Raw genomic sequence first — 24133 nt, 5'->3', positions numbered from 1 at the left:
CCGTCAGACGGGGTCGTACGTCCGCTCGACCTTCTGCGTTCCGGTGCGCGTGCGGTACGAGCGCGCCCAGGAGGCGGTCGCGTCCTTCTTGGTCTTGTCGGACAGGACGTAGTAGTCCATCTGCGCACGCTCGGCCGTGATGTCCAGGACGCCGTAGCCGTGGCGGTCGGTGTCCACCCAGTGGACGTGCCGGTTGGCGGCCTTGATGATCGGCGCGGCGATCGCGGAGACCGTGCCCTCGGGGACCTTGACGATGTCGTCGAGGTTGTCGGAGGTGACCGAGGTGACGACGAACTCCGTGGCGGCGGAGGCGGACAGCGGGTACGTACCGGCGTCCACCGGCACGTCGTTGGCCCACGCCATGTGGATGTCGCCGGTCAGGAACACGGTGTTGCGGATCGCGTTCGAGCGCAGGTGGGCGAGGAGTTCGCGGCGGTCGTCCGTGTAGCCGTCCCACTGGTCGGGGTTGAGGGCGAGCCCCTCCTGCGGCAGGCCCATCAGCTTGGCCAGCGGCTTGAGCAGGTCCGCGGTGAGGGAGCCGATCGCGAACGGCGAGATCATCACCGAGTTGCCGACCAGCCGCCAGGTGGTGTCGGAGGACTTCAGCCCCGCCTTCAGCCAGTCCAGTTGGGCCCGCCCGGTGAGCGTACGGTCCGGGTCGTCGACCTCACCGTTGCCGACCGAGACCTGCTGCGAGCGGAAGGAGCGCAGGTCGAGCAGGGAGAGATCGGCGAGCTTGCCGAAGCGCAGGCGGCGGTAGGTGGTGCCGGCGATCGCCGGGCGGACCGGCATCCACTCGAAGTAGGCCTGCTTGGCGGCGGCCTGACGCGCGGCCCAGGCGCCCTCGGCGCCCTCGGTGTGGTTCTCCGCGCCGCCCGACCAGGAGTCGTTGGCGATCTCGTGGTCGTCCCAGATCGCGATGACCGGAGCCTTCGTGTGCAGGGTCTGCAGATCCGGGTCCGTCTTGTACTTGCCGTGCCGGATGCGGTAGTCGGCGAGCGTGAGGATCTCGTGGGTGGGCGCGGTCTGGCGTACGACGGTGCCGCGCGTGCCGTACTCGCCGGTGCCGTACTCGTAGATGTAGTCGCCCAGGTGCAGCCAGGCGTCCAGGTCGCCGCGGGCCGCGAGATGGCGGTACGACGAGAAGTAACCGCCCTCCCAGCTGGCGCAGGAGACCACGCCGAAGCGCAGGCCCGCGACGGACGCGCTCGCCGCCGGCGCGGTGCGGGTACGCGCCACCGGGGAGTCCGTGCCGCCCGCCGAGAAACGGAACCAGTAGTCGGTGGCCGGCTCCAGGCCTCGTATGTCGGCCTTGACGGTGTGGTCGGAGGCGGCGGTCGCGGTGGCCGAGCCTTTGGCGACGATGTTCGTCAGTGCCTTGTCCCGGGCGACGATCCAGCTGACCTCGGTGTCCGGGCCGAGTCCGGAGCCGGGTACGGCTTCGGCGGTGGGCGTCACCCGGGTCCACAGCAGGACGCCGTCGGGCAGCGGGTCACCGGAGGCGACGCCGTGCAGGAAGGCGGGGGCCTGCTCGGCTGCCCGGGCGGGCAGCGCGGCGGCGAGCGGGCCGGCCAGCACAGCCGTCGCCGCCGCGGCTTTGACGACCGTACGGCGGCGAGGGGCAAGGGAATTGAGCTGCTCTGGTGATCTGTATCGACTGGTCACAGCCGATCAGGTTACTGATGGGTATGGACAAGAGGGAACGAACGCGCAAGAGTTCGTTCCCTCTTCATGCGGAGGACGGGTTCCCAGTTGGCGTCAGCCCTTGAGAGCCGCGTCCACCACCTTGTTGTAGTCGGCCACCGTCAGGAGCGGGGTGCCCCCGTTGAGCTGCTTGCCGTCCATGACGAAGCCCGGGGTGCCGGTCACACCGTCCTTGTTGTCGTCGAAGGTCTTCGACATGGCCATCGCCCAGGCGTCGTAGGTGCCCTTCTCGACGGCGTCCTGGAACTTCTTGTTGTCCTTCAGCGCGGGGACGGTGTCGGCGACCTTGATGAGGTAGCTGTCGTCCTTGAACTTGTCGGTCGTCTCGTCCGGGTGCCACTTCGTCGAGTAGAGCGCGGTCTTGTACGCGAGGAACGCCTCGTCGCTGACGTTCAGCGCGGCGCCCAGGGCGCTCAGCGCGTTCTTGGAACCCTCGCCGTTGTCCTTGTTGTCGATGAACGTGGCGCCGACGTACTGGAACTTGTATTTGCCGGCCTCGATGTCCTTGTCGACGGTGGAGCCGACGGTCTGCTCGAACGTGGCGCAGACGGGGCAGCGCGGGTCCTCGTAGATCTTGAGGGTCTTCTTGGCGCTGTCCTTGCCGATGACGACGGTCGTGCCGTTCGTACCCGTGGTGTTGGCCGGCGCGACGACCTTGTCGTCCTTGACCGCCTCCCAGTAGGTGGGCTTGTTGGCCTGGACGACGGCATAGCCTATGCCGCCCGCCGCAGCCAGTACGCCGACGATCGAACAGGCGACGATGACCTGGCGCCTGACCTTCGCCCGCTTGGCCGCGCGCTCACGCTCGGCGCGCAGCCGCTCCCGGGCCGCCGTCTTCGCCGACTGGCTGTTCCGCTTGCTCATGTTGGTGATCTCCATGGGGACACGCACACGTGTGTGTGCGGGATACGTATGGGTGGGCCGTGGTGCTCAGATGCCGTTCACGCACAGGTGAAGGCGGGCGAGCACGGCGGTCCACGCCGTCCCAGGGAGTGCACGAGGAGGAGGGTGCGGGCGGTGGTCGTACGGTCGGCGGGGCGCGGCAGGTGGCGGGCCGGTGCGATCCGGCGCACCGTCACCGCGGCGACCGCCAGCAGCAGCGGGCGGAACGTGGTCGCCGTCACCGCGCTCAGCAGCTGGGCCAGGGCCCGCTCGCCGCGGCGCAGCCAGGCGGCGGCGACCAGGCCGACCGAGATGTGCGCGGCGAGCAGCAGCCAGGCGGTGGCAGGGTCGGCGTGGGCGAGGAGACCGCCCAGCCTGTCGGGGTCGGTGCCGGTGACCTGGGCCAGTGGCGTGCCGACCTGGGTGCCGTCGCCGCACAGCACGTCCCAGCCGACCGAGGCCAGCGGGCCGGCGACCGGCCCGCCCGCCTTGCCGTAACAGACGTGCTGGCCGGTGGTGAGGATCGTGTCGGCGGCCAGCTCCAGCGGGATCAGCAGGGCGGCGATCCGCCCGAAGCTGCGCTCACGGCCGGCCAGGGCGTACGCGAGGACGAACACGGCGGCCGCGAGCAGGGCCACCGTGTTCAGCGGCAGCGGCGCCCGGGAGAGCAGCACGTGCGACGCGGTGCTGAGCGTCACGACGAGTGACGTGAACAGCGCCGCGCGTACGGCTCGTAGCTGGGTCCCGGATATGTCCATAGCGGAGGAGAGTGTGTCACGTAGGCCTGTAAGGGACCCTTAAAGGCTGCCTGTGAGCGGACGGGGAGCGCCGGTGCGTGGCCCTTCCGTCACAGACCCGGAATCCTGCCGTTGCGGAACAGGTCGACGAAGATCTGGTGGTCGGCACGCGCGCGTGCGCCGTATTCGTGCGCGAAGTCGGCCAGGAGCTCCGCGAAGCCGTCCTCGTCGGCGGCGATCGCCGCGTCGATGGCCCGCTCGGTGGAGAACGGCACCAGGGACTCGCCGGAGGTGTCGTCCGCCGCCGCGTGCATCGTGGCCGTCGCCCGGCCGAGGTCGGCGACGACCGCCGCGATCTCCTCCGGGTCGTCGATGTCGCCCCAGTCCAGGTCCACGGCGTACGGCGAGACCTCGGCGACCAGCTGGCCCGCCCCGTCCAGCTCGGTCCAGCCCAGCCACGGGTCGGCGTGCGCCTGCAGGGCGCGCTGGGAGATCACCGTGCGGTGACCCTCGTGCTGGAAGTACTCGCGGATCGCCTGGTCGGTGATGTGGCGGGAGACGGCCGGGGTCTGGGCCTGCTTGATGTAGATCACGACGTCGTTCTCCAGGGCGTCGCTGTGGCCCTCCAGGAGGATGTTGTACGACGGCAGCCCGGCCGACCCGATGCCGATGCCGCGGCGGCCGACCACGTCCTTCACCCGGTACGAGTCCGGGCGGGCCAGCGAGGCGTCCGGGAGCGTCTCCAGATAGCCGTCGAAGGCCGCGAGCACCTTGTAGCGGGTGGCCGCGTCCAGCTCGATGGAGCCGCCGCCCGCGGCGAAGCGGCGCTCGAAGTCCCGGATCTCGGTCATCGAGTCCAGCAGCCCGAAGCGGGTCAGTGCGCGGGCGTCGCGCAGCGCGTCCAGGAGCGGGCCCTGGGCGGTGTCCAGTGTGAACGGCGGGACCTCGTCCCTCTTGGCGCCGGTCGCCAGGGCGTGCACGCGCTCGCGGTACGCGCCCGCGTAGATCTGGACCAGCTCGGTGATCTGCTCGTCGCTGAACGCCTTGGCGTACCCGATGAGGGCGACCGAGGCGGCGAAGCGCTTGAGGTCCCAGGTGAAGGGGCCGACGTATGCCTCGTCGAAGTCGTTGACGTTGAAGATCAGCCGGCCGTTGGCGTCCATGTACGTGCCGAAGTTCTCGGCGTGCAGGTCGCCGTGGATCCACACGCGCGAGGTGCGCTCGTCGAGGTACGGGCCGCCCCGCTTCGACCCGAAACCACTGTTTGCGGTCAGGTCGTGGTAGAAGAGGCACGCCGTGCCGCGGTAGAACGCGAACGCCGAGGCCGCCATCTTCCGGAACTTCACGCGGAACGCGGCCGGGTCGGCGGCCAGGAGCTCGCCGAAGGCGGTGTCGAAGACGGCGAGGATCTCGTCGCCGCGCTGCTCGTCGTTGAGCTGGGGGACCGACATCGCTGGGTGCCTCCTGGTGCAGGTGGTGCATGACGTGTGGGGCGGGAACCTCCCTCGTGGCAACGTACGAACGTGCGAGGGAGTGCCCGCGTTCTCGCATGAAGGTACGCGGGGATGCGGCCCTGGTGTCAGTGTCGAGGCATAGACTTCGCAGCTGTCCCCCAGACTGTCCGCGGCCCGTCGGAGTCTGGTCCGGATCTTGTCGACGCCTGTTTGCCTTGGAGGCCGAAACCGTGTCAAAGCCGCCGTTCACGCACCTGCACGTCCACACCCAGTACTCGCTGCTGGACGGTGCCGCGCGGCTGAAGGACATGTTCAACGCGTGCAACGAGATGGGCATGACGCACATCGCCATGTCCGACCACGGCAACCTCCACGGGGCGTACGACTTCTTCCACACCGCGAAGAAGGCCGGAGTCACCCCGATCATCGGGATCGAGGCCTATGTCGCGCCCGAGTCCCGGCGCAACAAGCGCAAGATCCAGTGGGGCCAGCCGCACCAGAAGCGGGACGACGTCTCCGGTTCCGGTGGTTACACCCACAAGACGATGTGGGCCGTGAACCGGACGGGTCTGCACAACATCTTCCGCCTGTCGTCGGACGCGTACGCCGAGGGCTGGCTGCAGAAGTGGCCCCGGATGGACAAGGAGACCATCTCCCAGTGGTCCGAGGGGATCGTCGCCTCCACCGGCTGCCCCTCCGGCGAGGTCCAGACCCGGCTGCGGCTCGGTCAGGAGGAAGAGGCCCTCAAGGCGGCCGCCGACTACCAGGACATCTTCGGCAAGGACAAGTACTTCCTGGAGCTGATGGACCACGGCATCGACATCGAGCACCGGGTCCGCGACGGCCTCCTGGAGATCGGCCGCAAGCTCGGCATTCCGCCGCTGGTCACCAACGACTCGCACTACACGTACGCGCACGAGGCGACCGCCCACGACGCGCTGCTGTGCATCCAGACCGGCAAGAACCTCTCCGACCCCGACCGCTTCAGGTTCGACGGCACCGGCTACTACCTGAAGTCCACGGACGAGATGTACGCCATCGACTCCTCGGACGCCTGGCAGCAGGGCTGCGCCAACACGCTCCTCGTCGCCGAGATGGTCGACACCACCGGCATGTTCGAGTCCCGGAACCTGATGCCGAAGTTCGACATCCCCGAGGGCTACACCGAGGTCACCTGGTTCAAGGAGGAGGTCCGCCGGGGCATGGAGCGTCGCTTCCCCGGCGGCGTCCCCGATGACCGGCAGAAGCAGGCCGAGTACGAGATGGACGTCATCATCTCGATGGGCTTCCCCGGCTCCTTCCTCGTCGTCGCCGACTTCATCATGTGGGCCAAGAACAACGGCATCGCGGTCGGCCCCGGCCGAGGCTCCGCGGCCGGTTCGATCGTCGCCTACGCCATGGGCATCACCGACCTCGACCCCATCCCGCACGGCCTGATCTTCGAGCGGTTCCTCAACCCCGAGCGCATCTCGATGCCCGATGTCGACATCGACTTCGACGAGCGCAGGCGCGTCGAGGTGATCAGGTACGTGACGGAGAAGTACGGCGCCGACAAGGTCGCCATGATCGGCACCTACGGCAAGATCAAGGCGAAGAACGCCATCAAGGACTCCGCGCGCGTGCTGGGCTACCCGTACGCCATGGGCGACCGCCTCACCAAGGCCATGCCCGCCGACGTCCTCGGCAAGGGCATCGACCTCAACGGCATCACCGACCCCTCGCACCCCCGCTACAGCGAGGCGGGCGAGATCCGGGCGATGTACGAGAACGAGCCGGACGTGAAGAAGGTCATCGACACCGCCAAGGGCGTCGAGGGCCTGGTCCGGCAGATGGGTGTGCACGCCGCCGGCGTGATCATGTCCAGCGAGACCATCACCGAGCACGTGCCCGTCTGGGTCAGGCACACCGACGGCGTGACCATCACGCAGTGGGACTACCCGAGTTGTGAGTCGCTCGGCCTGCTGAAGATGGACTTCCTCGGCCTGCGCAACCTGACGATCATGGACGACGCCGTCAAGATGGTGAAGTCCAACAAGGGCATCGACATCGATCTGCTGAGCCTCCCGCTCGACGATCCGACGACCTTCGAACTCCTCCAGCGCGGCGACACCCTCGGCGTCTTCCAGTTCGACGGCGGCCCCATGCGCTCGCTGCTGCGCCTGATGAAGCCCGACAACTTCGAAGACATCTCCGCCGTCTCCGCCCTTTACCGTCCGGGCCCGATGGGCATGGACTCGCACACCAACTACGCGCTGCGCAAGAACAAGCTCCAGGAGATCACCCCGATCCACAAGGAGCTGGAGGAGCCCCTCGAAGAGGTCCTGGCCGTCACCTATGGCCTGATCGTCTACCAGGAGCAGGTGCAGAAGGCCGCCCAGATCATCGCCGGCTACTCGCTCGGCGAGGCCGACATCCTCCGCCGCGTGATGGGCAAGAAGAAGCCCGACGAACTGGCGAAGAACTTCGTCCTCTTCCAGAAGGGCGCCCGTGACAAGGGCTACAGCGACGAAGCCATCCAGGCCCTGTGGGACGTGCTGGTCCCGTTCGCCGGCTACGCGTTCAACAAGGCGCACTCGGCCGCGTACGGCCTGGTCTCGTACTGGACCGCCTACCTCAAGGCGAACCACCCCGCCGAGTACATGGCCGCGCTGCTGACCTCCGTCAAGGACGACAAGGACAAGTCGGCCGTCTACCTCAACGAGTGCCGCCGCATGGGCATCAAGGTGCTCCCGCCGAACGTCAACGAGTCGGTGCACAACTTCGCCGCCCAGGGCGACGACGTGATCCTCTTCGGCCTCGAAGCCGTGCGCAACGTCGGCACGAACGTGGTCGAGTCGATCATCAAGAGCCGCAAGGCCAAGGGCAAGTACGCCTCCTTCCCCGACTACCTCGACAAGGTCGAGGCGGTCGCCTGCAACAAGCGCACCACGGAGTCGCTGATCAAGGCGGGCGCGTTCGACACCCTGGGGCACACCCGCAAGGGCCTCACCGCGCACTTCGAGCCGATGATCGACAACGTGGTCGCGGTCAAGCGCAAGGAGGCCGAGGGCCAGTTCGACCTCTTCGGCGGCATGGGCGAGGAGGAGAGCGACGAGCCCGGCTTCGGACTCGACGTGCAGTTCACCGACGAGGAGTGGGACAAGACCTATCTGCTCGCCCAGGAGCGGGAGATGCTCGGTCTGTACGTCTCCGACCACCCGCTCTTCGGTCTGGAACACGTCCTGTCCGACAAGGCCGACGCGGGCATCGCCCAGCTGACGGGCGGCGAGCACTCCGACGGGGCCGTGGTGACCATCGGCGGCATCATCTCCGGCCTGCAGCGCAAGATGACCAAGCAGGGCAACGCCTGGGCGATCGCCACCGTCGAGGACCTCGCCGGTTCCATCGAGTGCATGTTCTTCCCGGCGACGTACCAGCTCGTCTCGACCCAACTCGTCGAGGACGCCGTCGTGTTCGTCAAGGGCCGTCTCGACAAGCGCGAGGACGTGCCGCGGCTGGTCGCGATGGAGCTCCAGGTCCCCGACCTGTCCAACGCGGGCACCAACGCGCCCGTGATCCTCACCATCCCGGCCACCAGGGTCACCCCGCCGATGATCAACCGCCTCGGTGAGATCCTCAGTCACCACAAGGGAGACAGCGAGGTCCGCATCAAGCTCCAGGGCCCGACCAAGACCACGGTGCTCCGGCTGGACCGGCACCGGGTGAAGCCCGACCCGGCGCTGTTCGGTGACCTGAAGGTGCTGCTCGGCCCGTCCTGCCTGGCGGGCTGAGCGGCTGCGCGGTTGCCGCGTGCCTCGGCGTCGGAAACGCGAGAGGGGCGCACCCTGTGTGGGGTGCGCCCCTCTTCACGTGCCTGGGTCTCAACAACCCGTTATGCAGATGTCAGTTGTGACCGAAGCGCTTCTGCCGGCCCTTGCGGGCCATGTCGCCCGGCGTTGCCTGCGTGATGCGCTGCTCGGCCTGCGTCTCCATCGAGGACTGCTGGGCCTGCTGCTCGCTGCGCTCGGACTGCGGCTGCTTCCGGTCCTGCTTCTTGTTCTTGGCCATGGTGATGCCTCCTGTGGGGGATCTAGGGGCCAGGGCCGGGACCAGATTCACATAGGCTGACGAAGAGTGCATTTCGGATAATTACCGTGTGTAACGGGGGTTGTCGGGGCGTGAGGCATGGCGCGCCGAGGTGGCGATGCCTCGAAACGCCACGCCGAAGATCGAGTTCGCCCCGTTAACCCCCGCGTGGTCGGGCAGACTCGAAGGAAGCCCCAAGCAAACCTCCCAGGAAGAGGGTGAGTCGCGTGGACCGCTGCATCGTCCTGGTGGACGCCGGGTATCTGCTGGGGGCCGCCGCGAGCCTCCTCGCCGGGGAGCCCTCCCGGTCCCGGATCACCGTCGACCACGCCGCCCTCATCCAGGGCCTGCGCGAACGCGCCGAGTCGGACACGCAGCAGCCCCTGCTGCGCATCTACTGGTTCGACGGCGCCCCCGACCGCGTCCCGCAGCCCGAGCACCGCAGGCTGCGGGTGATGCCCCGGGTCACCGTCCGGCTGGGCGCCCTGACCCGCAGCGACGGCCGCTGGGCCCAGAAGGGCGTGGACGCCGCGATGCACGCCGAGCTCACCGAGTTGGCCCGCAACCGCGCCTGCTCGGACGTGGTGCTGGTGACCGGCGACGGTGATCTGCTGCCGGGGATGATGGCCGCCAAGGAGCACGGCGTCGCCGTACACCTGTGGGCGGTGCAGGCCGCCGACGGGGACTACAACCAGTCCGAGGACCTGGTCGCCGAGGCCGACGAACGGCGCGTGCTCGACCGTACGTGGATCACCAAGGCCGTACGTGCCAAGGAGCTCACCGGAGTCTGCGCGCCGCCGCCCGTGCCCCGGCCCGAGATCGCCGCGATCCTGTCCGCGCCGCTGCCCGACTCCGCGCTCGGCGCGAGGGCCGAACGGCCCGCCGACGAGGGCGAGCACGCCCAGGCTGCCGCCGCCTCGGAGAACGGCACGCAGGAGCGGGTGCCGGCGCCCAAGGGCGTGCCCACGCCGAAGGACCTCGCCGCCCTGCGCGCGCCCGGCGTCCAGCCGGCCCAGCCCCCCGCGAGCGCGACGCTGCGCTGGTCCTCCGACAAGGGGTGGGTCGACCGGCCCGGTGTCGCGGCCGAGCCGCCCGACGCCGCCTCGATGCCGACGCTCGCGCAGCTGACCACGGCGGAGCAGCGGTGGGCCGACCGGGAGGAGGACATCACCACGGTCGGCGGCGATCCGTACGAGGTGGGGCAGGTCTTCGCGAGGCGGTGGATGGAGCGGCTGGGGGAGCAGAACCATCTGCAGAAGCTGTCCGGGATGTATCCGCGGATTCCGCATCGGATCGACGGGGAGCTGCTGCGGTACGCGGCTCGGTTCGGGTTGCTCGCGCACAAGGACGACCAGATCGACGAGCATGATCGGTACGCGATCCGGGCCGGGTTCTGGCGGGAGATCGATGTCCGGACGGCCGCGGAGCACGCGCCTGCGGGGGAATGACGCGGGCCGGGGCGAGGTCGGCATCGCCGGGACGCGTCGTCGGGGTTGAGCGCCGTTGCGGCGGATTTGGGGCTACCGGCCGATTTCCTACGGCGAGCTGGTGGTTTGTGCCGAGTGGCCGACCCGAGGGCGGATCGGGGTCGCGGACCCCGTAGTCTCGTCCCTTGTGAGTACGCGCGCGGGACAGGCACTTCGGCACAGTGGGGATGTCGTGTGTGCCGTGCGCGGGCTGACCAAGACCTATCCGGCCGTACGAGGCCGGCGCGGGGCACCCGGAACGCCCGAGGTGCGGGCCACCGACGACGTACGGCTGGACATCCGGCGCGGCGAGATCTTCGGGCTGCTCGGCCCGAACGGCGCCGGCAAGACCACCCTCGTACGACAGCTCACCGGACTGATGCGGCCCGACCGCGGCAGCGTGGAGATCCTCGGGCACGACATCGTGCGGCACCCGGAGCGGGCCGCGCGCATCCTCGCCTACCTCGGGCAGGAGTCGACCGCCCTCGACGACCTGACCGTGTCCCTCGCCGCCGAGACCACCGGGCGGCTGCGCGGCCTGGACGTACGGCAGGCGCGCGCCGAGCGGGACGCCGTACTCGACGAGCTGGGCCTCGGGCCGCTTGCCGGGCGGCCGATCAAGAAGCTGTCCGGCGGGCAGCGTCGGCTGGCCTGCTTCGCCGCCGCGCTGGTCGGGGAGCGGCCGCTGCTCGTGCTCGACGAGCCGACCACCGCGATGGACCCGGTGGCGCGGCGGGCCGTGTGGTCGGCCGTGGACCGGCGGCGGGCCGAGCGCGGGACGACCGTGCTGCTCGTCACCCACAACGTCATCGAGGCCGAGACCGTGCTCGACCGGGTCGCGGTACTCGACCGGGGCCGCGTGATCGCCTGTGACACACCGTCCGGGCTCAAGGAGCGGGTCGCGGGCGAGGTGCGGGTCGAGCTGCTGTGGCGGGACCGGGCGCCCCTGGAGGTGCCCGAGGTCGCCGCGCTGCAGGACCGGGTCGTGGAGTCCGGGCGGCGCTGGACGCTGCGACTCGCCCCCGAGGAGGCTCGCGCGGTCGTCGCCACCGTCACCGGCGGGGCCGCCTTCGCCGCGCTGGACGACTTCACGCTCGCCACGCCCAGCCTGGAGGACGTCTATCTGACGCTGGGCGGGGCCGCACAGCAGGGGCTGGTGAAGGCTTGAGCACGCAGACCGCCGCACCCGTATCCGTATCCGTACGGAACAGGGCCACCTCCGCCGTGATCCCCCGTGTGAAAGGGAGCAGCGCCACGTGAGTGTCGTACCCGCCGAGGTTCTGCCGGGCAGCGCCCTGGCCGTGGACGAGACGGCCCGCCCGGCCGCGGCCGAGCTCGGGCCGCGGGCGCGGCTGTGGCCGTCGCTGTGCGCCGTGTACCGGGCGCAGCTGTCCCGGGCCCGGGTCGCGCGCATCCCGCTGCTGTTCGTGGCGACCTTCCAGTCGGTCGGGATCATGATCCTGATGCGCGGGGTCGTGGACGGCGGCGCCGAGGCGCAGGCCGTGGTGGCAGGGTCGGCCGTGCTCGTGGTCGCCTTCGTCGCGCTGAACCTGCTCGCGCAGTACTTCGGGCAGCTGCGGGCCAGCGGCGGGCTCGACCACTACGCCACGCTGCCGGTGCCGCCCGCCGCGGTGGTGCTGGGGGCGGCGGGGGCGTACGCCTCCTTCACCGTGCCGGGGACCGTGGTGACGGCGCTCTTCGGGTGTGTGCTGTTCGGGCTGCCGGTGACGCATCTGTGGGTGCTCGTCGCGGTGATCCCGCTGGCCGGGGCCGCGCTCGCCGGGCTGGGGGCGGCGCTCGGGCTGCTTGCGCCGCGGCCTGAACTGGCCACGCTGCTCGGGCAGTTGGGGATGTCCGCAGCGCTGCTGCTGGGGGTGCTGCCGGCTGACCGGATGCCGGAGGTGGTGCGGTTCGCGCGGGATCTGCTGCCGTCGACGTACGGCGTGGAGGCCTTCGCGCGGACCTTCGGACCGCACCCCGACTGGGCCTTCGTGCTGGGTGACCTCGCCGTGTGCGGGGTGGTCGGCGTCGTCTCGCTGGCCGTCGCCACCTGGGCGTACCGCCGGGCTGCCGTCCGGTGACGCGCCGCACAGGCCGGCCTGGCACGATGGCAGAGTGACCGCTCCGCTGACTCCTCCTCCTCCGCCCAGTGACCGTTCCTCCAGCCAGGCATGGCAGCAGCCCGCTGCCGGGCACGCCGGTTCCGGGCCGCATGACGCCGTGTACGGCGCTCCTCCCGGGGCACAAGGCCCACACGGCTCTCACGGCACGTACGGCATATATGGCGCGTACGAACAGGACGGTCCTGGCATGAAGACCGAAGTGCGAGAGGCCGCCGTCGTCGCGGTCGTGGTGGCGCTCTTCGGAGCGCTGCTCGGGGTGCTGTGGTGGTGGCTGGCGCCGAGCGTGCCGCTGGTCGGGGACGTCGTCGACAAGAGCTGGGTCGTCTACTTCAAGGACACCGAGGGGGAGCAGGCGGTCGGGGTGGACGGAACGTTCACTCTGCTCGCGCTCGCGTTCGGGCTGGTGAGCGCGGTTGCCGTCTTTCTCTGGCGGCGGCGTGGGGGTGTGCCGCTGGTGGTGGCGCTGGCCGTCGGGGGGTTCCTCGGGTCGTTGCTGGCCTGGCGGGTCGGGGTGTGGCTCGGGCCCTCCGAGGATGTGATCGCGCACGCGAAGGAAGTGGGCAAGGGGGTCACGTTCCCGGCGCCGCTGAAGCTCGGGGCCAAGGGGGCGTGGCTGGCCTGGCCGCTGGCGGCGCTGGTGGTGCACCTCGGGTTGACGGCGTTGTTCGGGCCTCGGGACGCGGATCCGTATCAGCTGCAGCCTCCGGTGGCTCAGCAGGGGGGATCGAACGGGGCGCCGTCGGCGTAGGGCTTCGGTGAGGGGTGTTTGCGCCGAGGGTTCTCGGCCCCCGCCGCCCCTACCCGTCCCGTCCTCCAGGGGCGCTGCCCCTTCGACCCCGGACCCTGGGGGCCTGCGGCCCCCAGACCCCCGCTTCGGCCCTGGACGGGCCTCGTCCCAAACTCCCCCAGAGGGGGTGCCCCCAGACGGGCTGAAAGTGCCCTGGACCGGCGCTGGAAGGCAAAGCGTCACGCCGGGCGGTGTCCGTGGTTCGAGCGGCCCTTCTTGGCGCGCCACTTGCGTTTCCGTGTTTGGTTCGTCGAGGGTTCACGCCCGCCCGATGGGGGCCAGGGTCGCGTTCGTGAGCTTGGTGAGGTCGTCGGGGGAGAGTTCGACCTCCAGGCCGCGGCGGCCCGCCGAGACGCAGATCGTGGGGTGGGCGGAGGCCGAGGCGTCCAGGACCGTGGGGAGCCTCTTGCGCTGGCCCAGCGGGGAGATGCCGCCCCGGACGTAGCCCGTGGTGCGTTCGGCCAGGGCCGGGTCGGCCATCGCGGCGCGTTTGCCGCGGACCGCCGACGCCAGGGCCTTGAGGTCCAGCTGGCCGGCCACGGGGACGACCGCCACGGTCAGGGTGCCGTCCACGTCCGCCACGAGGGTCTTGAAGACCCTGTCGGGAGAGACGCCCATCGCCTCCGCCGCCTCCTCGCCGTAGGACGGGTGGGAGGGGTCGTGGTCATAGGCGTGGATCGTGTACTCGACGCCCGCCGCCGAGAGCGCCACCGTCGCGGGAGTGCCGCCGCCCGATTGCTGCTGGGTCTTCTTCGACTTCTTCGCCATGTCGTTCCGCTCAGTTGAGGCTCGTCGGACCGCGCGTCAGATCCGACGCCGGCAGCGACGGCAGCGTACGGATGATCGAGGTCTCGGCGCGAAGGAGTTTCAGCTCGTCGCGCAGGCGGGACGCGATGTCCGGAGCCTGGAGCAGGCGCTGCTTCGTCGGGGTGTCCAGCATCATCGCGGCCGCCACCAGGTAGGAGACGACCGAGGGCTGGTCCGGGAGGTCGGCCGTGGTGGACAGACTGCGTTCGCGGGCGCCTGCCAGGCGCTTCTGGTACTGGCGGAACGCGCGCAGCACCCCTTCCGCCAGCGCCCCCGCCTCGTCACCCTGCTCGTCCGGCAGCTCCTCCAGCTCCGCCGTGAGGAACGGGCCCGACGCGTCCACCGAGAGCAGGCGTACACGACTCGTTCCCGTCGCCAGCACCTCGAACGTGCCGTCGGTCCGCTCCCGGATCGTCGCCGCGTCGGCCACACAGCCCACCCCGTGGAACGCCTTGACCGGGTCCGGCCCGAAGCCCGCCGCGGGACCGCGCTCGGGGATGGACGTGGGGTCCGGCATGCCGGGGGCGCTCTGGGCCACCTCATGGCCGTCGCGGATCGCCACGACGGCGAAACGGCGCGGTTCCTCCTCGGGGGTCTTCAGAAGATCGCGCATCATGGCGCGATAGCGCTCCTCGAAGACGTTCAGTGGCAGCACGAGCCCCGGGAACAGCACCGAGTTCAGGGGGAAGAGCGGAAGACGGACGGTCACGGCGCCAAAGCCTAGTGGTCGCCGGAGTGAACGCGTCCGGCGCGCCCACCCTGTGGATGGCCGGTGCGCGCGCCGGCGGGGGAGGCCGTCCGCAGCCGTACCTCGTCGCGCACCTCCAGGAAACGGCCCAGGGGGTCCTCCGAGAACCGGCTCCAGGGGTAGGAGGTGGCGTACGGGCCGATCAGGCGCAGTTGCTCCAGGGCGTCCTCCCAGCGGCCCAGCTGTACCAGGACGTACGTCAGCTTGTTGCGGATCGCGGCCGGCCAGAGGTCGGCGGCCGGGAAGCGGGCGGAGAGCGTCATCGCGCGGTCGGCCGCCGTGTCCAGCCGCTCGGGCGGCACGCCCGGACCGCAGCCGTCGTTCAGGTAGGCGAGGACGGCCCGGGTCGGCAGGGCCTGCACCAGGGAGTCGGCCGGAGCGTCCTGCGCGGCCCGGTCGGCGAAGTCGAGGCACTCCCGGTGGGAGCCGTGCCACGACGTGGCGAGGTAGCGCAGGGCCGCCACATGGCAGCCGTAGTGGAGCGGAGCGCGGCGCAGCGCCGCTTCCCACAGTTCCCCGAAGTACGTGTGCCCGGCGCGTGAGCCGCGCGCGTGGTCCAGCGCGATCCGCCACGGCACCGGGTCGCGGTCGTCGGCGCGGGCGGCGGCGGTGATCAGCGGGCTCACCCCGCGCAGCAGCTCGGCCCGGGCAGGGGACTGCCAGGCGCGGTCCACCGCCAGCTGGGCCCGGAGCAGCAGCACGTCCGGATCGCTCGGGGCGGCCGCGTACCAGGCCTCCAGCCACTCCGGGCGCGAGCGCGCGAAGGCGGCCAGGCGCAGCGCGTACCCGTCGCGGTACTCCCACTGGGCTCTGCGCCGGGTGGTGGCGAGCAGCTCGGCGGCGGTCTCGTACGCGCCCCGCCCGGCCGCGACCAGCGCGGGTCCGAGGCGGTCGTCGGGCGCGTCGAGGAGCACCTCGGCGTCGGCGGGGAGCCCGACGGCCGGGTGTTCTACGGTCCTTGTCGGCCGGGACGCGCGGCCGAACGGGAGCGGCAGAGCCATGGTGTCGACCATTGAAAGACCGCGGGTCGCGCCCGCGCCATAGGGAACGGGCAACCCGCGGAAAGTTGTACCCCGATCGGTCAAGAACCTGTAAAGGCCAACTGTTCGGCAACGGGTCGGACATCTACCGCCCAGGCTCACCGACCTGGGGTTCAGCTCCGCCGCAGCGTGCGCGTCGCCCCCGCCGCCACGGTCGTCGCCAGGATCCAGCCCAGCAGGATCATCGCCGTGGCCAGCCACTGCCAGGCGCCGCTCAGCTGCCAGAACCCGACCTGGCCCAGGTCGATGACCGGCAGCAGCAGGTCGAGGGCGAACAGGGCCGGGCTCCAGGTCGGATGCTCGCCGCCCTTCAGGGGTGGATGGTCGGCATACGCGAAGGCCACCGAACTCGCCGCCCACAGCACCGCCATCCACACGGCGGCGCGACCCGGCCGATAGCCGTAGGCGACCATCCAGTCCTGCGCGTACCCCCACAGCTTGGCCGCGGGCGGCAGCGTCTCGCGGCGCCGGCGCTGCTTGGCCAGCAGCACCTCGCGCGCGTCCTCGTCCTCACCGCCGTTACGCAGGACGGAGGCCAGCAGTTCGTACGGCTCCGGGTTGTACTCGGCGGTCGCGGCGGCCACCCACTCCAGCCGCCGTTCCAGCGGGAACGGGCCGCGCGGCACGAGGTTCTCGTAGCTGAAGCCGCCCATGTGCAGCAGACCCGGGCCCGGCCAGGCGTCCGCCCGGTCCATCAGGTTGACCACCCGCGCCCCCGACAGCACCACCCGGCCGCGCTCCGGCCGCTCCCCGAGGAAGCGCAGCTCGGGCGTCTGGATGCGGCGTAGCGACAGCTCCTGCTCGTCGGTGAAGGTGAACCGGGCCCGTTCCAGGTCGACCGCGTCCCCGAACCGCCCGTCGTCCAGGCGGACCCCGCCCTGGCACGCGAAGCGCTGGATGCGCGTCCCGCGCGCCGGGGTGCGGCCGCTCAGCAGCGGACTGCCGACGCCCGCCGGGGTCAGGTACAGCGTGCGCCCGACGGTCAGCTGGGGGGCGTTCAGCGCGAGCCGGGTGTACGGGTTGACCAGCCGCGCGCCCCGCAGGCTCAGCGACACGCCGATGTTGGCGCCGCGCAGGCTCAGCTCGCCGTGCGACTCCAGCATCTCGGCCTGCAGGTCCTGGCCGACGCTGATGCCGTCCGCGGCGATCGAGCGGCCGCTGCGGTCGCGGTAGACGATCGCCTGGTTGAGCAGCAGATCCGTGCCGATCTGCGCGTCGGTGAGCCGGATGCCGCCCTGGAAGCGGCAGCGCGGCAGATGCAGGTCACCCTCGGTGTGCACCCGGGCCGCCTCCAGGCGCGGCACCGCGCAGTCCACCAGCCGCACGGTCGTGAAGTGGGCCTCCGGCAGCCGGATCTCCCGGTCGAAACGGCAGCCGCGCATCTCGACGTACGGCACCACCGTGCCGCCCGCGAGGTCCATCGTGTCGCTGATCCGCACGCCGACGAGCTTCAGCGAGGACACCCGGCCGGCGAGGGCGGGCGGGCCGTCCAGCAGCAGCCAGCAGATGATCCGCGCGCGTACGGTCCGATCGTCTCCCCAGGGATGCCCGCCGTGCGGATCGTCGACGACCGTGTCGCCGCTGCTCAGGTCGTACACGCTGCCGTTGCGGAAGGCCTGCCACATGCCGAGTTCGGCGGCGGTCAGGTCGTTCGGCAGGCCGTCCGGCAGGTCTCCGTCGCGGAGGCCGGCACCTTCGGTCACGTTTCGCCCATCCCCCTCATCTACTCATGAGTTCGTACAACTGTTCATGCCCGCTGAGTGACGCCCCGAACGCTAGACGTGAAGGTGATCTTCCGGGTTCCCCCGGCGTTCTGTATCAGCCATTGATACGCGCGAACGACGCCGGACCCGGGTCTGAGAGAATTGAGCCCGTGATCTCCCGAATCGATCTGCGCGGCGACGCCCTTCCCGAGGGCCCCGCCCTGCGCGACCTGCTGCCCCGAGCCGACTTCGACGTCTCGGCCGCCCTGGAGAAGGTGCGTCCGATCTGCGAGGCCGTGCATCATCGGGGCGACGCGGCGCTGATCGACTTCGCCGAGAAGTTCGACGGGGTCAAGCTCGACCAGGTGCGAGTGCCCGCCGAGGCGCTCACGCGCGCGTTGGAGGAGCTCGACCCGGCCGTGCGCGCGGCCCTGGAGGAGTCCATCCGCCGCGCCCGTCTCGTCCACCGCGAGCAGCGCCGTACGACGCACACCACGCAGGTCGTGCCCGGCGGCTCGGTCACCGAGAAGTGGGTGCCGGTCGACCGGGTCGGGCTCTACGCGCCCGGTGGCCGGTCGGTCTACCCGTCCTCCGTGATCATGAACGTCGTGCCCGCGCAGGAGGCCGGCGTCGAGTCGATCGCCCTCGCTTCGCCCGCCCAGGCCGAGTTCGACGGCCTGCCGCACCCGACGATCCTCGCCGCGTGCGCGCTGCTCGGCGTCGACGAGGTGTACGCCGCCGGGGGCGCCACCGCCGTCGCGATGTTCGCGTACGGCACCGAGTCCTGCCCGCCCGCCAACATGGTCACCGGCCCCGGCAACATCTGGGTCGCCGCAGCCAAGCGCTACTTCACCGGCAAGATCGGCATCGACGCCGAGGCGGGCCCGACCGAGATCGCGATCCTGGCCGACTCCACCGCCGACCCGGTGCACGTCGCCTCCGACCTGATCAGCCAGGCCGAGCACGATCCGCTCGCCGCAGCCGTCCTCGTCACCGACTCCGTCGAGCTCGCGGACGCGGTGGAGAAGGAGCTGGAGCCGCAGGTCGCGGCCAGCAAGCACATCGACGACCGGATCGTCCCGGCCCTCAAGGGCAGGCAGTCCGCGATCGTGCTGGTCGACGGTGTCGACGAGGGCCTGCGGGTCGTGGACGCCTACGGCGCCGAGCACCTGGAGATCCAGACGGCCGACGCGGCCGCCGTGGCCGACCGGGTACGCAACGCTGGCGCGATCTTCATCGGCCCGTGGGCGCCGGTCTCGCTCGGCGACTACGCCGCCGGGTCCAACCACGTGCTGCCCACGGGCGGCTGTGCCTGCCACTCCTCCGGGCTGTCCGTGCAGTCCTTCCTCCGGGGCATCCACATCGTCGACTACACGAAGGACGCGCTGGCGGACGTAGCGCATCACGTGGTCACGCTGGCGGAGGCGGAGGACCTGCCGGCGCACGGTGCGGCGATCAAGGCCAGGTTCGGGTGGAAGGTTCCTGAAGGCAAGTGACTGGCATCGACGATCTCCCCGTACGGGACGAACTGCGCGGCAAGTCCCCCTACGGCGCGCCCCAACTCGACGTCCCCGTACGGCTGAACACCAACGAGAACCCCTACCCGCTGCCCGAGCCGCTGGTCGAGCGGATCGCCGAGCGCGTCCGCGAGGCGGCCCGCAACCTCAACCGCTACCCGGACCGGGACGCGGTCGAACTGCGCACCCAGCTCGCCAAGTACCTGACGGACACGTCCGGCCACCAGGTCGGCCTGGCGAACGTCTGGGCGGCCAACGGCTCCAACGAGGTCATCCAGCAGCTGCTGCAGACCTTCGGCGGACCGGGCCGTACGGCCATCGGTTTCGAGCCGTCGTACTCGATGCACGGCCTCATCGCGCGCGGCACCGGCACCGGCTGGATCTCGGGCCCGCGCAACGAGGACTTCACGATCGACCTCGCCGCCGCCGAGAAGGCCATCGCCGAGCAGCGGCCGGACGTCGTCTTCATCACCACCCCCAACAACCCCACGGGCAACGCGGTTCCGCCCGAGACGGTCCTCGCGCTGTACGAGGCCGCGCAGGCGGCCAAGCCGTCGATGGTCGTGATCGACGAGGCGTACATCGAGTTCAGCCACGGCGACTCGCTGCTGCCGCTACTCGAAGGCCGGCCGAATCTCGTCGTCTCCCGCACGATGTCCAAGGCCTTCGGCGCCGCCGGCCTGCGCCTCGGCTATCTGGCCGCGCACCCGGCCGTGGTGGACGCCGTCCAGCTCGTACGGCTGCCCTACCACCTGTCGGCCGTCACCCAGGCCACCGCTCTGGCCGCCCTGGAGCACACGGACACGCTGCTGAAGTACGTCGAGCAGTTGAAGTCGGAGCGGGACCGGCTGGTCAGCGAGTTGCGGGCGGCCGGATACGAGGTCGTGGAGTCCGACGCGAACTTCGTGCAGTTCGGGCGGTTCGACGGCGAGGGCGGCTCCCACACCGCCTGGCAGAAGATCCTCGACCGGGGTGTGCTGGTCCGGGACAACGGCATTCCGGGGTGGCTGCGGGTCAGCGCCGGAACCCCGGAGGAGAACGACGCGTTCCTCGACGCGGTACGTGAACTGATGAAGGAGCAGAGCGCATGACTCGCGAAGGCCGCGTCGGAAGAATCGAACGAGTCACCAAGGAGACATCGGTGCTCGTCGAGATCGATCTCGACGGCAGCGGCAAGGTCGATGTGTCGACCGGCGTCGGTTTCTACGACCACATGCTCGACCAGCTCGGCCGGCACGGTCTGTTCGACCTGACCGTGAAGACCGAGGGCGACCTGCACATCGACTCGCACCACACCATCGAGGACACCGCCCTCGCGCTGGGCGCCGCCTTCAAGCAGGCCCTCGGCGACAAGGTGGGGATCTACCGCTTCGGCAACTGCACGGTCCCGCTGGACGAGTCCCTCGCCCAGGTCACCGTCGACCTGTCCGGCCGCCCGTACCTCGTGCACACCGAGCCCGAGAAGATGGCGCCGATGATCGGCGAGTACGACACCACGATGACCCGGCACATCCTGGAGTCCTTCGTCGCCCAGGCCCAGATCGCGCTGCACGTGCACGTGCCGTACGGGCGCAACGCCCACCACATCGTGGAGTGCCAGTTCAAGGCGCTGGCCCGGGCCCTGCGGTACGCCTCCGAGCGCGACCCGCGCGCGGCCGGCATCCTGCCCTCCACGAAGGGCGCGCTGTGAACGGCCTTTCCACGGTCCTGATCGTCGTCGGTCTCTTCCTCGTCGGCGGGATCATCTCCTTCGCCAAGCAGCAGATGCCGAGGAGCCTCATCGTGCTGCTGTCGATCGGCGCCGCGATGTGTCTCGTCGCGGGCATCATGAGGCTGGAGGTGTGGAACTGATGAGCACCGTCTCGAAGAAGGTCGTCGTCTTCGACTACGGCTTCGGCAACGTCCGCTCCGCCGAACGCGCCCTCGCGCGCGCGGGAGCCGACGTCGAGATCACCCGTGACTTCGACGAGGCCATGAACGCCGACGGCCTGCTGGTGCCCGGCGTCGGCGCCTTCGCGGCCTGCATGCAGGGCCTGAAGGAGGCCCGCGGCGACTGGGTCGTCGAGCGACGGCTGGCCGGTGGGCGCCCGGTGATGGGCATCTGCGTCGGTATGCAGATCCTCTTCGCGCGGGGCATCGAGCACGGCGTCGAGACCGAGGGCCTCGGCGAGTGGCCCGGCTCGGTCGAGCCGCTGCAGGCCGACATCGTGCCCCACATGGGCTGGAACACCGTGGACGTGGCGGCCGGCACCGAGCTGTTCGCCGGCCTGGACGCGGACGCGCGCTTCTACTTCGTGCACTCCTACGCGGTCCACGACTGGGCCCTGGAGGTGCACAACCCGCTGATGCAGGCTCCCAAGGTCACCTGGTCGACGCACGGCAAGCCCTTCGTGGCCGCCGTGGAGAACGGCGCCCTGTGGGCCACGCAGTTCCACCCCGAGAAGTCCGGCGACGCCGGAGCGCAGCTGCTCACCAACTGGATCGGAACCCTGTAGAGACATGGCCAAGCTCGAACTCCTCCCCGCCGTCGACGTCCGCGACGGCCAGGCCGTCCGCCTCGTGCACGGCGAGTCCGGCACCGAGACCTCCTACGGCTCTCCGCTGGAGGCCGCCCTGGCCTGGCAGCGTTCGGGCGCCGAGTGGCTGCACCTGGTCGACCTGGACGCCGCCTTCGGCACCGGCGACAACCGCGAGCTGATCGCCGAGGTCGCGAAGGCGATGGACATCAAGGTGGAGCTGTCCGGCGGCATCCGCGACGACGCCTCCCTCGCCGCCGCGCTCGCCACCGGCTGCACCCGCGTGAACCTCGGTACGGCCGCCCTGGAGACCCCCGAGTGGGTCGCCAAGGTCATCGCCGAGCACGGCGACAAGATCGCCGTCGGCCTCGACGTACGCGGCACGACCCTGCGCGGCCGCGGCTGGACCCGCGACGGCGGCGACCTCTACGAGACGCTGGAGCGCCTCAACAGCGAGGGCTGCGCGCGCTACGTCGTCACGGACATCGCCAAGGACGGCACGCTCCAGGGCCCGAACCTGGAGCTGCTGAAGAACGTCTGCGCGGCGACGGACCGCCCGGTGGTCGCCTCCGGCGGCGTCTCCTCCCTGGACGACCTGCGGGCCATCGCCGAGCTGGTGCCCCTCGGTGTCGAGGGCTCCATCGTCGGGAAGGCCCTGTACGCGAAGGCGTTCACCCTGGAAGAGGCCTTGGAGGTTGTCTCGTCATGACGTCCGATGCCGTACGGCGCGTACAGAGCGGAAGTCCCTGGGAAGAGTCCTTCGGTTTCGCACGTGCCGTCGCGGCGGGCGACCGTGTGCTGGTGGCGGGCACGACGTCCTTCAAGGGCGATGTGCTGTACGGCGAAGGCGACCCGTACGAGCAGGCCAAGGTGGCCTTCACCAGCGCGATCGAGGCGATCGGCGAGTTCGGGCTCGATGTCGGGTCCGTGGTCCGGACGCGGATGTACCTGACCCATGCGCGGGACGTGGACGCCGTGGGCCGGGCCCACAAGGAGTTCTTCGACACGGTGCGCCCGGTCTCGACGTTGCTCGTCGTGGAGGGATTCGTGGACTCGCGCATCCTGGTCGAAGTGGAAATAGAAGCATTCAGAGGGACGTTGGAGGAGCCGGTTTCATGACCCTGGCGGTCCGAGTCATCCCCTGCCTGGACGTGGACAACGGCCGGGTCGTCAAGGGCGTCAACTTCCAGAACCTGCGCGACGCGGGCGACCCCGTCGAGATGGCCAAGGTGTACGACGCCGAGGGCGCCGACGAGCTGACGTTCCTGGACATCACCGCCTCGTCGGGCAACCGCGAGACCACGTACGACGTGGTGCGGCGTACGGCCGAGCAGGTGTTCATCCCGCTGACGGTCGGCGGCGGTGTGCGCACGGCCGAGGACGTGGACAAGCTGCTGCGCGCGGGCGCCGACAAGGTGGGCGTCAACACCGCCGCCATCGCCCGGCCGGAGCTGATCCGTGAGATCGCCGAGCGCTTCGGGCGGCAGGTGCTGGTGCTGTCGGTCGACGCGCGGCGCACTCCCGAGGGCACCTTCGAGGTCACCACCCACGGCGGCCGCAAGGGCACCGGCATCGACGCCGTCGAGTGGGCGCACCGCGCCGCCGAGCTGGGGGCGGGCGAGATCCTGCTCAACTCGATGGACGCGGACGGCACGAAGGACGGCTACGACATCGAGATGATCGAGGCGGTGCGGGGGCACGTGACGGTACCGGTCATCGCCTCCGGCGGTGCCGGCAAGCTCGCCGACTTCGCGCCGGCCGTCGAGGCGGGCGCGGACGCGGTGCTCGCGGCGTCGGTGTTCCACTTCGGGGATCTGCGGATCGGCGAGGTGAAGCAGACGTTGCGGGAGGCGGGGCACCCCGTCCGCTGAGGAGGAGCCCGAGCTGAGCCCCGGTCGCGCAGGCCGGGGCTTTCTCATGAGCAGATACGAAAGAGAAGTTGCGCAAAAAAGATTGCGCAACTTCTCTTTCGTATCTACGGTTGGGGGCATGGCAAGCAAGGAGAACCGCCGCATCACCGACCTGGGCACGCTCAAGGCCCTCGCGCACCCGCTGCGCATGAAGCTCTACCGGCTGCTGTTCGTGGCCGAGGCGGCGACCGCCTCGCAGCTCGCCGAGCAGGTGGACGAGGCCGTCTCCCTGGTCAGCTACCACCTGCGCAAGCTCGCCGAGCACGGACTCGTCGAGGAGGCCGAACCGCGCAGCGCCGACGCCCGGGAGCGCTGGTGGCAGCCGGCCTCGCAGGGCGTCACCGTCCGCGACAAGGACTTCCAGGACGCCCCCGAGAAGGTCGCCGCCCACCTCGCGGCGTCACGGCTCTTCCAGGAGCAGCGCTCCGAGATGTACCGCACCTACCTCGACGAGCGCGCCCACTGGGGCCGGGAGTGGAGCGCGGCGGCGTACGACTCCGAGTCGCTGCTGCGACTCACGGCCGGCGAACTGGCCGAGCTGAAGAAGGACCTGCACGACGTGCTCAAGAGGTACGACGAGCAGGGGCGCGTCCGCGAGGCCGCCGGCGAGACCGAAGGGCGCGAGAACGTCGCCCTGCACCTGTACGGCTTCCCGTTCCGCGTCTGAGAGAGGA

At 70.4% G+C, this 24133-nt stretch carries 23 protein-coding genes; 14 read left to right on the top strand and 9 right to left on the bottom strand.

What is annotated here, in order from left to right; translation table 11 throughout:
* Positions 1-3: 3 nt before the first annotated feature.
* The 4 genes from AB5J49_RS12530 to AB5J49_RS12515 all read right to left on the bottom strand — a co-directional run bounded on the left by AB5J49_RS12530 (position 4) and on the right by AB5J49_RS12515 (position 4774).
* The gene (locus tag AB5J49_RS12530; protein WP_369168682.1) at positions 4-1665 is read right to left on the bottom strand and encodes an alkaline phosphatase; all 1662 of its coding nucleotides are present in this window, start codon (positions 1663-1665) and stop codon (positions 4-6) included.
* A 93-nt stretch (positions 1666-1758) separates the two neighbouring features.
* On the bottom strand, positions 1759-2568 hold the full coding sequence (locus AB5J49_RS12525; RefSeq protein WP_369168681.1) for a thioredoxin domain-containing protein: 810 nt from the start codon (positions 2566-2568) through the stop codon (positions 1759-1761).
* Positions 2569-2645: 77 nt separating this feature from the next.
* Positions 2646-3344: a hypothetical protein gene (locus AB5J49_RS12520; protein ID WP_369168680.1), complete on the bottom strand. Its 699-nt coding sequence runs from the start codon at positions 3342-3344 to the stop codon at positions 2646-2648.
* A gap of 89 nt (positions 3345-3433) precedes the next feature.
* Positions 3434-4774 (bottom strand): DUF2252 domain-containing protein, encoded by a 1341-nt coding sequence (locus AB5J49_RS12515; RefSeq protein WP_369168679.1) that lies wholly within the window; start codon positions 4772-4774, stop codon positions 3434-3436.
* Between the two features lie 233 nt (positions 4775-5007).
* Between AB5J49_RS12515 and dnaE the strand changes: the two genes are divergently transcribed.
* Positions 5008-8547 carry a DNA polymerase III subunit alpha gene (dnaE, locus tag AB5J49_RS12510; protein WP_369168678.1) on the top strand — a complete coding sequence of 1180 codons (3540 nt, stop codon included), beginning with the start codon at positions 5008-5010 and terminating at the stop codon, positions 8545-8547.
* 112 nt (positions 8548-8659) lie between these two features.
* On the opposite strand, the gene AB5J49_RS12505 is transcribed toward dnaE, so the two are convergent.
* Positions 8660-8824 carry a hypothetical protein gene (locus tag AB5J49_RS12505; RefSeq protein ID WP_369168677.1) on the bottom strand — a complete coding sequence of 55 codons (165 nt, stop codon included), beginning with the start codon at positions 8822-8824 and terminating at the stop codon, positions 8660-8662.
* Between the two features lie 245 nt (positions 8825-9069).
* Here AB5J49_RS12505 and AB5J49_RS12500 point away from each other — a divergent pair, with 245 nt between their 5' ends.
* From AB5J49_RS12500 to AB5J49_RS12485, 4 genes are all read left to right on the top strand, one after another.
* Positions 9070-10290, top strand: a complete 1221-nt coding sequence (locus AB5J49_RS12500) for an NYN domain-containing protein (RefSeq protein WP_369168676.1) — start codon at positions 9070-9072, stop codon at positions 10288-10290.
* A 211-nt stretch (positions 10291-10501) separates the two neighbouring features.
* Positions 10502-11476: an ABC transporter ATP-binding protein gene (locus AB5J49_RS12495; protein ID WP_369168675.1), complete on the top strand. Its 975-nt coding sequence runs from the start codon at positions 10502-10504 to the stop codon at positions 11474-11476.
* A gap of 88 nt (positions 11477-11564) precedes the next feature.
* Entirely contained in the window at positions 11565-12389 is an 825-nt protein-coding gene (locus AB5J49_RS12490; protein ID WP_369168673.1) for an ABC transporter permease, read from the top strand.
* 34 nt (positions 12390-12423) lie between these two features.
* On the top strand, positions 12424-13179 hold the full coding sequence (locus tag AB5J49_RS12485; RefSeq protein WP_369168672.1) for an AAA family ATPase: 756 nt from the start codon (positions 12424-12426) through the stop codon (positions 13177-13179).
* 297 nt (positions 13180-13476) lie between these two features.
* Here the strand turns inward: AB5J49_RS12485 and ybaK are convergent, their stop codons facing one another.
* From ybaK to AB5J49_RS12465, 4 genes are all read right to left on the bottom strand, one after another.
* Positions 13477-13986: a Cys-tRNA(Pro) deacylase gene (gene ybaK, locus AB5J49_RS12480; RefSeq protein ID WP_369168670.1), complete on the bottom strand. Its 510-nt coding sequence runs from the start codon at positions 13984-13986 to the stop codon at positions 13477-13479.
* Positions 13987-13996: 10 nt separating this feature from the next.
* Entirely contained in the window at positions 13997-14734 is a 738-nt protein-coding gene (locus AB5J49_RS12475) for an LON peptidase substrate-binding domain-containing protein (RefSeq protein WP_369168669.1), read from the bottom strand.
* Positions 14735-14745: 11 nt separating this feature from the next.
* Positions 14746-15786: a hypothetical protein gene (locus tag AB5J49_RS12470; RefSeq protein WP_369168668.1), complete on the bottom strand. Its 1041-nt coding sequence runs from the start codon at positions 15784-15786 to the stop codon at positions 14746-14748.
* A 140-nt stretch (positions 15787-15926) separates the two neighbouring features.
* The gene (locus AB5J49_RS12465; RefSeq protein ID WP_369168667.1) at positions 15927-17516 is read right to left on the bottom strand and encodes an oxidoreductase; all 1590 of its coding nucleotides are present in this window, start codon (positions 17514-17516) and stop codon (positions 15927-15929) included.
* 170 nt (positions 17517-17686) lie between these two features.
* On the opposite strand from AB5J49_RS12465, the gene hisD reads away from it, so the two are divergent.
* The 9 genes from hisD to AB5J49_RS12420 all read left to right on the top strand — a co-directional run bounded on the left by hisD (position 17687) and on the right by AB5J49_RS12420 (position 24126).
* The gene (gene hisD, locus AB5J49_RS12460; protein WP_369168666.1) at positions 17687-19012 is read left to right on the top strand and encodes a histidinol dehydrogenase; all 1326 of its coding nucleotides are present in this window, start codon (positions 17687-17689) and stop codon (positions 19010-19012) included.
* Complete coding sequence (locus tag AB5J49_RS12455; RefSeq protein ID WP_369168665.1) at positions 19009-20124, top strand: histidinol-phosphate transaminase; 1116 nt, start codon at positions 19009-19011, stop codon at positions 20122-20124. Before hisD ends, AB5J49_RS12455 begins: the two co-directional genes overlap by 4 nt.
* Positions 20121-20723 (top strand): imidazoleglycerol-phosphate dehydratase HisB, encoded by a 603-nt coding sequence (gene hisB / locus AB5J49_RS12450; protein WP_369168664.1) that lies wholly within the window; start codon positions 20121-20123, stop codon positions 20721-20723. The genes AB5J49_RS12455 and hisB overlap by 4 nt, the downstream gene beginning before the upstream one ends.
* Positions 20720-20884 carry a hypothetical protein gene (locus AB5J49_RS12445; RefSeq protein WP_369168663.1) on the top strand — a complete coding sequence of 55 codons (165 nt, stop codon included), beginning with the start codon at positions 20720-20722 and terminating at the stop codon, positions 20882-20884. Before hisB ends, AB5J49_RS12445 begins: the two co-directional genes overlap by 4 nt.
* Positions 20884-21528 (top strand): imidazole glycerol phosphate synthase subunit HisH, encoded by a 645-nt coding sequence (gene hisH, locus AB5J49_RS12440; protein WP_369168662.1) that lies wholly within the window; start codon positions 20884-20886, stop codon positions 21526-21528. The genes AB5J49_RS12445 and hisH overlap by 1 nt, the downstream gene beginning before the upstream one ends.
* 4 nt (positions 21529-21532) lie before the next feature.
* On the top strand, positions 21533-22258 hold the full coding sequence (gene priA, locus AB5J49_RS12435; RefSeq protein ID WP_217210200.1) for a bifunctional 1-(5-phosphoribosyl)-5-((5-phosphoribosylamino)methylideneamino)imidazole-4-carboxamide isomerase/phosphoribosylanthranilate isomerase PriA: 726 nt from the start codon (positions 21533-21535) through the stop codon (positions 22256-22258).
* Complete coding sequence (locus tag AB5J49_RS12430) at positions 22255-22668, top strand: RidA family protein (protein ID WP_369168661.1); 414 nt, start codon at positions 22255-22257, stop codon at positions 22666-22668. Before priA ends, AB5J49_RS12430 begins: the two co-directional genes overlap by 4 nt.
* Positions 22665-23420: an imidazole glycerol phosphate synthase subunit HisF gene (gene hisF / locus AB5J49_RS12425; RefSeq protein ID WP_369168660.1), complete on the top strand. Its 756-nt coding sequence runs from the start codon at positions 22665-22667 to the stop codon at positions 23418-23420. Before AB5J49_RS12430 ends, hisF begins: the two co-directional genes overlap by 4 nt.
* Before the next feature lie 118 nt (positions 23421-23538).
* A complete protein-coding gene (locus AB5J49_RS12420; protein WP_369168659.1) occupies positions 23539-24126 on the top strand; it encodes an ArsR/SmtB family transcription factor in 588 nt (195 codons plus the stop codon).
* Positions 24127-24133: the final 7 nt, after the last annotated feature.

Source organism: Streptomyces sp. R28 (assembly GCF_041052385.1).
Taxonomy (GTDB): Bacteria; Actinomycetota; Actinomycetes; order Streptomycetales; family Streptomycetaceae; genus Streptomyces.
The sequence above is the reverse complement of the archived record's forward strand: the minus strand, read 5'-3'. Positions and strand labels throughout refer to the sequence as shown.